Source organism: Capnocytophaga sp. oral taxon 324 str. F0483 (assembly GCF_000318315.2).
Taxonomy (GTDB): Bacteria; Bacteroidota; Bacteroidia; order Flavobacteriales; family Flavobacteriaceae; genus Capnocytophaga; species Capnocytophaga ochracea.
The window spans coordinates 18,233-29,842 of the sequence record NZ_KB291483.1 but is presented as its reverse complement, the minus strand read 5'-3'; the positions used below and the strand labels follow the sequence as shown (position 1 = coordinate 29,842).

Annotated in this window: 6 protein-coding genes; 1 reads left to right on the top strand and 5 read right to left on the bottom strand. The window is 42.2% G+C overall.

Annotated elements, in window-relative coordinates; all coding sequences use genetic code 11:
* Positions 1-213: 213 nt before the first annotated feature.
* The 5 genes from HMPREF9072_RS01055 to HMPREF9072_RS01035 are packed head-to-tail and all read right to left on the bottom strand — an operon-like array spanning position 214 to position 8,409.
* On the bottom strand, positions 214-1,614 hold the full coding sequence (locus tag HMPREF9072_RS01055; protein WP_009410092.1) for a BT_3987 domain-containing protein: 1,401 nt from the start codon (positions 1,612-1,614) through the stop codon (positions 214-216).
* A 1-nt stretch (position 1,615) separates the two neighbouring features.
* A complete protein-coding gene (locus HMPREF9072_RS01050; protein ID WP_009410091.1) occupies positions 1,616-2,806 on the bottom strand; it encodes a DUF1735 and LamG domain-containing protein in 1,191 nt (396 codons plus the stop codon).
* 5 nt (positions 2,807-2,811) lie between these two features.
* A complete protein-coding gene (locus tag HMPREF9072_RS01045) occupies positions 2,812-3,693 on the bottom strand; it encodes a glycoside hydrolase family 18 (RefSeq protein ID WP_009410090.1) in 882 nt (293 codons plus the stop codon).
* Positions 3,694-3,716: 23 nt separating this feature from the next.
* Positions 3,717-5,261, bottom strand: a complete 1,545-nt coding sequence (locus tag HMPREF9072_RS01040) for a SusD/RagB family nutrient-binding outer membrane lipoprotein (RefSeq protein WP_009410089.1) — start codon at positions 5,259-5,261, stop codon at positions 3,717-3,719.
* A 13-nt stretch (positions 5,262-5,274) separates the two neighbouring features.
* On the bottom strand, positions 5,275-8,409 hold the full coding sequence (locus tag HMPREF9072_RS01035) for a SusC/RagA family TonB-linked outer membrane protein (protein WP_009410088.1): 3,135 nt from the start codon (positions 8,407-8,409) through the stop codon (positions 5,275-5,277).
* Between the two features lie 467 nt (positions 8,410-8,876).
* Between HMPREF9072_RS01035 and pbpC the strand changes: the two genes are divergently transcribed.
* Positions 8,877-11,243: a penicillin-binding protein 1C gene (gene pbpC / locus HMPREF9072_RS01030; RefSeq protein ID WP_034565971.1), complete on the top strand. Its 2,367-nt coding sequence runs from the start codon at positions 8,877-8,879 to the stop codon at positions 11,241-11,243.
* The last annotated feature ends 367 nt before the right edge of the window (positions 11,244-11,610 follow it).

Here is an 11,610-nt window from a genome sequence, read left to right as displayed (position 1 = left end):
ACATACTCTCCTATTCGGAGACTTCTCCCAAGGATAGGGAGGAAGAAATGACGAGAGACGAGAGACGAATGACAAAGGTAAGGGGGATTGTGACAACGCAAAAGTAATTGAAAAATTGTATTTTGTTATATTGAAGTGACGTTACATTACATAAAAAAAAGAGGCTACCCCCAATGCAAGGGCAGCCTCTTCTTTTTATAAAGTAATTAAGTATTACCTGTCTTTATGTCCTTTATGGTATTTCCCAGAGAAAATACATTCTTCACCATAAAGTTTTTTAGTAGCAGCACTTAAATCTTCTGTTACTCGTCCTGCTGCTATGCTATTTCCTTTGATATTATATATCATCATCATTCCAAAGCAATCTCTTACATTAGCTTCCGCTGCCCAACCTACACCGTAAGTCCCATAGGTGGCATTGACAGACATTTTACCGTATTTTTCGTTAGGAAGTCCTACAAAAGAAGTTTGATTTCTGCCATAATCTGACCAGCTATAATCTAAGTAGTCCTTAGCTCCTTTTCCGTGTTCATCAACATCATAAGAAGATAAATTATGTCCATAGTCGTATAAGGTAAGGAGTTTGTCGGGCATTACTTCTTTCATAGCCCTCATAAACCACAAGATAGATTCATTTCCTTTAGTAGGTTTTTGTTTTAGTTTGTGGTAGTCAGCCCATTCTTCGTCTATGTCGTAACCATCGAAACCGTATTTATCGGCATATTGTTTGCAATCACGAGCAAACTCAAGAGCTTCTTCATAGTTTTGGAAGTTATAGTAACCTACCCCTTGGTGGTTAGGCAAAATATCTACTACTACTTTAATTCCTCTATCTTTCAAAGGTTTGATATACTTATCGGGGTCTTTGAGGATAGGTTGCAACTTGTCGTTGAAGGATAAATAGCGTTTGCCATTTTGAATATCGTAGTTCATATTGGCAGCAAAGAGCACGACTATGTCAAACACTGGCTTTTTACTATCTTTGAGTATAAACTGACCCATATTGCGGATGTCCCAGTCGTTAGTCTCCACATAAGCGACCATTTTCATAGGTTCTTTGCGGTCGGGACAGCTATAGCTTCCGGGGGGCATAGGTTTTTTAGAGGTTTCGCTAAGAGCAGAAAATTCTCCATCTTTATGCACTTTTACCAAATGGAATACTTGTTGTCCTGCCATCTCCACTTTCAAAGGGAGCAAGTAATCGCCATACGCTAAAGAAGTAAAGTTTTTGATAGTCAGTTTTACTTCAGCTTCAGTAGCGCCTTTGGTATAACTACTACCTTCAAAAGTATAATTGGCTGAAGGTAACAAACTATAGTCTGAAACTCCTTTGAAAATGTTGTAATCTTTAACGATTTTCTCCATAGCGCTGGTAAGCAAAGTTACCGCACCTGCATCGGGGGCAGCTTTTCCTATTTTGGTTACAAAAGTGTAAGCACCGTCGGCAGAGAGGGTTGTTACTTCCTCTTGAGGAGCTACTTTGTAATACAAGGCACTTCCTTGGCTGTTCATAGTATTGTTCCCGGGTTGAGGCAATTCTATTTTGTCTTTATCGCAAGCGTACAGCAATGCTGCACCTATCATTATATTGGCTATGATATATTTTGCTTTCATATTATTCAGTTATTTTTACACCTTTTTCTTCTTCGTGTAGTTTGATAGTTTGTCTACCACTTTTGTCTGCCTGACCTTGTAAGATGAGGTAACGATTGTTGCCAGAAGCGTCAGGTATTTTATTCTCTTTCACTTCGTTCATTTTCCAGTAAGCGTACAAGCCACTTTCAGTAGGATTTACTTCATACATACCGTCTTTGATTTGTTGGGCAGTACGAGCTACACTCCACAAGCGGAGTTCGCTAAAGCGCGCTACAATACCGCGATATTCACTCCAACTCTTTCCAATATAGAAAGTACTAAGACTTCCTGATTTTGTAAATTCACTTACTTTTTTACCGTTTATATAAGCGATGGTTTTGCTGCCGTCTACTACTAAAGCGATATGATACCATTGGTTAGTTTTAAATTTCACGTCTATTTTTTGACCATTGGCTTGTAAATAGTCAGGCTCTATTCCGCTATCACCAAAGCGCAATAAGGTTTCCCCTTCAGTACCCATAAAGGTAGAAATACCTGCCTCACCTAAATCATCAGGATTACTCCTAAATTTCTGTACATTGATGAGTCCTTCTAAAGTAAAGGTAGAACCTATGTCGCTAACGCTGGAGTATCCTCCATTATCTACTGCTAAATACTCATCACGAGTAACTGCTAAAGTATTTTTAATCTGGCCTTTTATCTTTTCGAAGCTCACCATTAGCAGTTGAGTGTTAGGGGTAACACTCGCTCCACTCACTGAGGAGAGTCGTAAGGCAAACATATAAGCGGTATTGTCTTTCAATTCATCGGAGACGGTTACTTTGGCAGTTCCTTCGTCTGATAGAATATTACCTGCTTTGATGTTCAAGGTTTTTGTATACGAAATATATTTAGCGGGTAACACGGTGTATTTGGTGCCGTATAGACTGTTGTATTTGGCTACTTGGCTATCGTCTAAGGTGACATAAGCAGCCAAATTGCTGTTGTTTTCTTTAAACAATTGCACTTGGTAGGCTACACTTTTTTGAGTACCTACTTCATTCGCTTGAGCCGAAAGGGCTACTGGAGAGGAAAATTCGGCGGTTTTATTACCTTCTTTTTGGAGCAGTACTGCCGATTGTCCTCCTGCTTTAGTTCCTCCTCCTACATCTTCTTTAGGAGCACAAGCCGCAAGGGCGAGGAACATACCTATTATTAAATTGCGTTTCATTATTTCTATTTTTGTTGTTGTACTTTGTGAATGATACCTCTCAAGGTTTTGAAAGTAGTTTTACCCGAAAGGTTGTAGTAATCTTTTTCGATGTGGTATAGGGCTACCCCAGCGCGGTTGGAGGCTTTCCAATTAACGATATCTACTGTACGCGGATAGCGACCATTTTTGCCATCGGGGTTGAAATTGGTAGAGTCGCTATAGCCATCGTCAAGACCTTCTTCGGTGAAATCGGTTGAAGGTAAATAGCGAAGCGTTTTCCACTTTTCAGCTTGCTCAGTAAAACTGCGGAATTGCTCATTGTCCTTTTTGCGGAATATTACCCAATTAGCTTTCTCAATGTGCTTTGTGTCTCCTCCATACATATTTTCAACGGCAAAGAGCAAGTTACCTTTGTTAGCAACGATAGCCGAAAGTACGGCATCAAAAGCTGCTTGAGAGAAGTAATCGCTACTTTCTTGCGGAAACTCTACACTCACACCGTTAAAACCATTGGCTTTGGCGATAGCGAGAGCATCGTTAGCTTGCTTGGTGAGCTTGGTAGTATCGGTAGTGGTAGCTGCCGAAAAGTCGATACCGAGCAATACTTTAGTCGCTTTCTTTTGTTGTACGTCTCTCAAATCGTTTTGGAGCATTTCGTCGATAGCATTGTAGTTATTTTTCACTACAATCACATCTAAACTATCAGGGGTATTCATCAGGATAGCCCCTGCTTCTTTTCCCCAATTGTAGAGCATTCCCATAGTAATCGGGCGTTTGTTCAGGTCGGCTTTGTATTGGGTAAGCGCCTGAGTGTTGATTTCACGTTTAGGAGCCTCTATATCTATCGGTTCAATATCGTTACAAGCAACAGCAAGTAACGAGGCTATGAATATTATTTTTTTCATTGCGATAACATTTAAAGGTTAAGTTATTTCTTCACCCACCAAAGGTCGGTAGCGCCATTATCGGCACCGCCTAAGTAACCTACAGCAGCGTTGCGGTTGGTAGGGTTGTTAGTAGTCTCTTTAGAAGAGAAAGGCAAACGTCGCATACCACCAGTGTCTTTGCCATTTACTTGGGTTACCGAAGTAATTACTCCATTGCTACGGTTTTCTACGGGAGCCATTAGGTTAGGATAACCCGTTCTGCGCCATTCAGCCCACGCTTCGTGTGAGTTGTAAGGGTACATTGCAATCCATTTTTGAGTGATAATCTTTGATAATTTCACTTCATTACTATCACTGCTATTCCATTTCACTGTAATAGCCGATGAGAAAGTAGGGTTGTCGTAAGCACTTTGTCGAGGGTCGGAATAAGCACCGCGGGTATTGGTGTTCTCTAAGTAACTACCTATGGCAACATTGTGTTGTGCAAACGATAATTCTATACCTTTTTTGTACAAGTTTTCAGCAGTATCGCCTACAAAAGTCCAGCCTTTGAGCGCCATTTCAGCTTTGATGAAAGCTACTTCTGATGCGGTAATCCACACCATAGGTGACTCTTTAGTGATTTTTGGAGCTGAAAAAAGGGCTGGGTTTACAGTGATACCAGTAAGTCCACTTCTTAGTCCGATGTACTTTTGAGTTAAGCCTGCAACTTCAGTGAAATAGGCCTCGCGACGGGGATCTGAAAAGGCATTCATATAGGCTACAATATCAGCACCTGCACGTGAGTCGCCCCAACTTACTGCTACTTTGAAAGCTGCATTATCTTGAGTTTCGAGCATAGCGTTATCGGCATTTTCGGTAATCACACCATTGTTAATGGCAAATTGAGCATACGCTTTAGCGTTAGTTTCGTCTACATCGCTCATACGTATAGCCATACGTAACAACAAAGAGTTAGCATATTTCACCCATTTGGTCATATCACCTTTGTATACAAGGTCAAAATCGGCATATTGGCGGTCGGAAGCATCTACTGCTTTCAAGGTGTTGATAGCTGTTTTCAAGTCTTCTGCCATATATTTATACAAATCCGATTGCTTATCGTAAGGTGTTTGGGTTTTACCAGCTTCCATTTGAGAGTAGGGTAACGGTCCATAGGTATCGGTAAGCCAGTGAGTAACGGCTACACGCAACACAGTTCCCCAAGCAAAATAGTATTTGCTCATATCGCCTTTAGAATAGCTCTTTAAAGCAAAATAAGCAGGGTATAAATGCTTGGTATAAGTGTCGTCAAACACATAGTCAGTCCAGCCTGTACGTGGGTTATACACAGGGTAATCGGCTTGGAACTTAGGTTGTGAGGCATAGCCTGCATACGGAGTAGCGGGCAGGTCAAAACACATTTGGTAAGAGTTTTCCTGCTGAGGTACTACCAATTTTTGCAAGGCAACGAGTTCATTTCCTCCTTGTGGGATTCTACTGAGCTGTTCATCGGTAGCTCCGTAGGGGTTTTTGTTGAAAGTTTCAAAATCTTTAGTACAGCCTACTGCAAGTAGGGCTAATACAGGGATAATATATTTTTTCATTCTTTGCGCTTATTTAAAAGTTTGCTTTGATACTAAAACCATAGCTTCTAAGGCTTGGCAACATAAAGTAGTCTAAACCTTGAGCATAATTACCAGTAGATGAAACCGCTTCGGGGTCGAAAGGCGCTTTGCAGTAAAGCATTGCTAAGTTTCTACCTACAACAGAAAGGGTAACATCTACCTTATCATTCACGAGTTTGCGTGGCAAATGATAAGAAACGTAAGCCTCTTGCAAGCGGAAGTTGGTAGCCGAATAGGTATAGTATTGAGCTACACGTCCTTTCCCGCGTTCTTCAAAGTAACTTTGGGCAGGTACTTTGTAACCGTTGATATTTACGCCTCCTGCATTGCGAGCCTCAGCCGATTCTTTAGAAACACCGTAATGGTCTAAGGCAGCTTGGGTCATAGAGATGGCTACACCTCCTATACGTCCAGCGAACATCGCACCAAAGCCTATATTGCCAATGTTGAAATCATTGCGCCAACCTAAGTTGTATTTAGGCAATACAGAACCTAATTTCACATAATTGTCACGATTGCTATACTCTTCTACATTCACTTTGCCATTGCTATCCACAAGTAGGTTGCCATCAGCATCGCGTTTGAAATCGTTAGTAGCGTACACATCGCCTAAGGTACCTCCTGTTTTAAGGATATAACGAGCACCGCCGATACCTCCTTTTTCTAAGTAACTACGACCTTCGCGTTTTCCAGTAACAGGGTTGATATAATCTTCTACAAGCGACATAATTTTGTTTTCGTTGTAACTCATAGTGAAATAACTGTTCCAGCTGAATTTATCTTTGATTTTCAAATCATAACCCAATCCTACTTCAAGTCCGCGATTGCGTACATCACCAGTTTGCAAGTAGATACCATCGTAACCAGTAGAAGGAGAAATCTCTGCCTTAATTGTTTGGTTATAAGTGTTGGTTTGATAAACAGTAGCATCTAAGGTTAGAGCTCCTTTAAGCCATTTAGTCGCGATACCCACTTCGTAAGAATCGGTGCGTTCTGGACGCAATTCACCGATAGGAAAATACGAAACGGCTTTCCATACTTTAGTATCTTCGTTGAAAGTAAAAGTAGGGGTAGTGAGTTCTCTATCAAAAGGAGAGGCTACCGAACTGAAAGCTACACGCATTTTAGCAAAAGATAAGGTGTTGTACCATTTAGCTTTCGTTTCAGGTGAAAGCAAATCGGTAAGTACTCCTGAAAGTCCCACTGAAGGATAGAAAAAAGAAGATTGTGGAGAGTTCGCTAACTGTGAAGCCCAATCATTACGACCGGTGAGGGTAAGGTAGAGCCAACTGTTATAACCTACTTCCAAACTACCGAAAATAGATTGAGTTTGCTCCGTATACCCCGATTGGTAAGGTCTGGTTTTGGCAGCACCTTGGTCGATATTAAAAGCGTTGAATACGTTAGGAATACCGTCTTTGCGCAAAGGTCCTTTATAGCCTAATTCGTCATAACGTGTGTCTTGCAAAGAAGCCCCGATATTGGCTACTAAAGAGAAACGACCCACGCCTTCCCATTCAAAATTTTTGTTGAGGTTAGTAAGCACATCAAGGTAGGTTTGTTTTTCATAACCACGAGCAATGCCAAAATAACCTGTTTTGCTCATATCTAATAACGACAAAGTAGAAGCATAACGTTTGTCGGTGCTGGTGAAGTTGGTATTATCGGTGCGTACACGTCCTGAAATATCCCATTTTTCAGTAGGACTCCACTTTTTGAGGTCGAGGGTAACGCCCAAAGAGAGCATATTGCGTTCGCGTTTGCTTTCACGCAAGTTGCGATAAGCTACCCAATATGGGTTTTGCAAGGTGTAATCACCTGCAAAGCTACCGTTGAAAGTACCATCGGAGCCAGCTGCAAAATCTCCCCATACTTGTTCATAAATATGAGTAGTAGGGTTGTAACGTTCAAACTGACGAGCGCGTTGCAAACCGTAACCACGAGGCATCAAATAAGCACCCACTAAGGGGTTCATATATTCCCCTTGATTAATCATATTAAGGTGGTTTTGGAGGATGTAACTTGCCGAAGCATCAATGCGCAAGCGGTCGCCTAATAAGTGGGTAGTGTTGCGCACTGTAAAGTTGTAACGGTTGTACTGGTTGTTAGGTACCAACCCTTCAGCATTGGTAGAGGCTGCTGAAAAATAAGTTTGGTTCTTTTCGGTACCTCCAGAAAGTGCTACCGAATTGGTAAGGGTAGTGGCGGTTCTAAAGAAGTCCTTCACATCGTAACGATTGGCATCATCAGGCAATTTAGCCCCCCAAGAAGTTACTTTGCCATCACTGCCATAACTATTTTGGAATTCTGGCAAGACAAACGGATTGCCAAACTCTGTATTGGAGGATAATTGAATGTTCATTTTACCCTCTTTACCTTTTTTAGTAGTGATAAGGATTGCCCCATTGGCAGCAGCCGAACCGTAGAGCGCAGCAGCCGAAGCTCCTGTAAGTACGGTCATACTTTCAATATCATCAGGGTTGATGTCGGCAATGCTTTCAGTAGACCCTTGTGAGTGGAACTTACCACTACCTTGAGTAGAAGTGGTGGAGAGCATAGGTACGCCGTCTACCACATAAAGCGCGTTGTTGCTCTTTTCAATAGATTTAGCACCACGCATTACCACTTTGGTAGCACCCCCCACACCAGAAGAACTGCGGTTGATAGTAACCCCAGCTACTTTACCAGTGAGTGAGTTGATGAAGTTTGCATCTTTCACTTTAGTAAGCTCTTCAGCGTTTACCTGTTGTACATTGTAACTCAAAGCCTTTTGTTCACGCTTGATGCCTAACGCAGTAACCACTACTTCGCCAAGCTGTTGCGCTTCTTCTTTAAGAACGATGTTTAAAGTAAACGTTCCTTTTTTTGTATCAACCTTTTTGAGCTGAGAAGCATACCCAATAGAGCTAAATTCAAGTACTTCATTAGGAGCAACTTGGATTTCGTACTTCCCATCAAAATCGGTTGAAACACCACGAGTTGTCCCTTTGACAACCACACTCACCCCAGGAAGGGGCAGTCCATCGTTACCTGTAACAGAACCTGTAACAGATACTCTCGTTTGTGCCATTGCTACAGTGCAGCATAGTAACAAAACAAATAGCAACATTGATTCTTTTACTTTCATTTAAAAAAAATTTATTTTCGACAAAGGTAGGAAGTTCTTAATAAACTGCCAAATTTTAACTAACAAATTTATTAACAATCTTAAAATTTTAACATTTCTTGTTTTATAACCTATTAATTACCAATCGAAAATATTTTTGCTAAAAAACATACTTTTTTGCAAAAAACATAAATAAAACGAAAACACAGGTGTACCTCTAAGGAATTTCTTTAATCTTTTTTAAGAAAACAACATTCTTTCCTTTTAAAAGAGAATAGTTCCTGTTTATAAATAAATGTAAAAATAAAGAAGTAAAGAGTGTTAAAAATTTAATAACTTAGGAAGTTAACCGTTAGTGATTAGTGGTTGGATAGGAGAATATCATAAGAATCGGTTCTTTCTGCTCCTTTTGACTTTCCTGGTGATTGACAACTAAAAACTTTTTCTTATATTTGCGCGATTTTCTGAAAGTCTTTTTAGTAGTCTTTATGAACACCACACTTGTTACCCGTTACTTGTCACCTCTTATCTCTTATATCCGCCACCACCCTATCAAAACAGCGATAGCAGTGCTATGCTTTGTGTGGTATGCTTTCTGTCTGCCTCGTCAGCTCTTCCCACAACCTTATGCCACGGTGTTGGAAAGCAACGAGGGTAAATTACTTGGGGCTAAGATTGCGGACGACGGACAATGGCGCTTCCCCGAAGTAGACAGTGTGCCCTACCGCTTTAAAATGTCGGTATTGCAGTTCGAAGATGCTCATTTTTATTACCATTGGGGGGTAAATCCCATATCAGTAGCCAAGGCTCTCTATCGCAATGTGAGCAGTGGTAAAGTACAGCGCGGGGGCAGTACGCTCACCCAACAGGTGATACGCATTGCTCGTGAGCACCAACAGCGCACTTATTTCGAGAAACTCATCGAAATGATATGGGCTACCCGATTGGAGTTCCGCTATTCTAAGGAGAGTATCCTCAAACTCTACGCCTCTCACGCTCCCTTTGGTGGCAACGTTGTGGGACTCGATATGGCAGCCTGGCGTTACTTTGGTGTCGCTCCTCATCAGCTCTCGTGGGCACAATCGGCTACGCTGGCAGTTCTCCCTAATGCACCCAGCCTTATCTTTCCTGGTAAGAACCAAGAACGTCTCTTGCAGAAACGCAATGCGTTGCTTTACAAACTCCTCCTTAAAAATATCATCGATAAAGAAACATACGATTTGGCACTTCTCGAACCTCTTCCTGCTGAACCTCACCCTATTCCACAACTCGCGCCTCACCTACTTATTTTTGCTTCTAAAACTCAAGAAGGCGAGCGTATTAGCTCTACGGTGTCGTTAAACTTGCAAGAGAAAGTAAACAGCCTTGTAGCAGGGTATTACACCCACTACTCGCAATCCGAAATCTATAATATGGCAGCTTTGGTGGTAGAAGTGAAAACACGAAAAGTGCTCGCCTACGTAGGCAATACCCCTACCGATACCGACCATCAAAAAGATGTGGATATCGTGCACGCACCTCGCAGTACGGGTAGTGTGCTCAAACCTTTTCTCTATGCAGCGATGTTGCACGAGGGAGAACTCCTCCCCACCCAGTTAGTACCCGATGTTCCTACTCAAATAGGAGGCTATTCACCTCAGAATTTTAGCAATAGTTTTGAAGGTGCTGTCTCTGCCGATATGGCTTTAGCCAAATCGCTAAACATTCCGTTTGTATGGCTCTTAAAGCAGTTTACTACCTATCGTTTCTACGATGTGTTACAACACTTGCAACTGAAAAACATCAACCGCCACCCCGACCATTATGGTCTTTCCATTATCCTCGGAGGTGCCGAGAGCAATCTGTGGGATTTGGCACAGGCGTATACCAATCTGGCTTCGGAAACGGAAGTCTTTGCGCGCACTCAGCACTATCGTACTAAGGAATTTCAGCACTTGCGTTATACCGATACTGCCCCCTTAGATTTCGGAAAAAACACTCGCGAACTACCTACACTCAGGGCGGGAGCGCTCTACAAGATGTTTAGTGCAATGAAGGAAGTGAACCGCCCTACCGATGATATAGCGTGGCGCTACTACGAGTCGTCGCGCAAGATAGCGTGGAAAACAGGTACCAGCTTTGGCAATAAAGATGCTTGGGCGATTGGTGCTACACCTCAATATGTGGTGGCTGTGTGGGTAGGCAATGCCACAGGCGAAGGACGTCCCACTCTCACAGGGGCTACCTACGCCGCTCCGGTAATGTTCAGTATCTTCAACGCCCTCCCTCCTACTTCGTGGTTTTCAGAACCCTTAGACGACCTGCGCGAGGTATCCGTCTGTGCCAATTCTGGTTTCCTTGCCAAACCCGAATGCCCTAAGCAAACAGTACTCAGCAATCTCGCTCCTAAGGAAGTGGGGCAATGTCCTTATCATAAGCTCGTACACCTCGACCGTGACGAGCAGTACCAAGTAAACACCTCGTGTGAGTCTCCACAAAACATTGTAAACAAAGCGTGGTTCGTGTTACCTCCCGTAATGGAATGGTATTACAAACAGCAACACATTCACTACAAGCCACTCCCCCCCCTACGTCCCGATTGCACACAAGGCAATCTGCAAAGGGGCTTGGATTTCGTTTACCCCAAACACCAAAGCGTACTTTACACCACTAAAACTTTTGGAGGCGAGCAACAACCCTTTACAGCAAAGGCTGCCAATCGCGAAGGCAAGGTTTTTTGGTATTTAGACGATGCTTTTCTCGGCACCACCGAAACCTTTCACGAAATGAATATCTTTGCCCCAAAAGGTAATCACACCCTACGTATCATCAACGAAAAAGGCGAAGAAAGAGCCATTACCATCATATGCCGATAACCCAATTTACCTATTTGCTAATTTGCTAATTTATCAATTTACCAATTTATATCCGTCTTTCCCTAATTGCCTGTTGTCCTACGACCTTTGGCAAAGTTAAATACATTTAACCTTTCCGTCACTAATTCCCCCTTCGAAGATAACCAGCAACAGCTGAGTATGTGCACTGCGAGAGCGAAGTATATGAAAAGAGAATGTTTATACAACAATAATGACCGTCGCTTCTCCCCTATTGCCTAAGGCCTATGGCCTAGCACCTATTCCTTTTTCTTTCGCCTCGAAACCCTGTTTTTAACATTTTTTGCACTGTTGTATTATATTATGAATCAACTCTTTATATACCCTTCCTATACCAATCGTCCAAGAT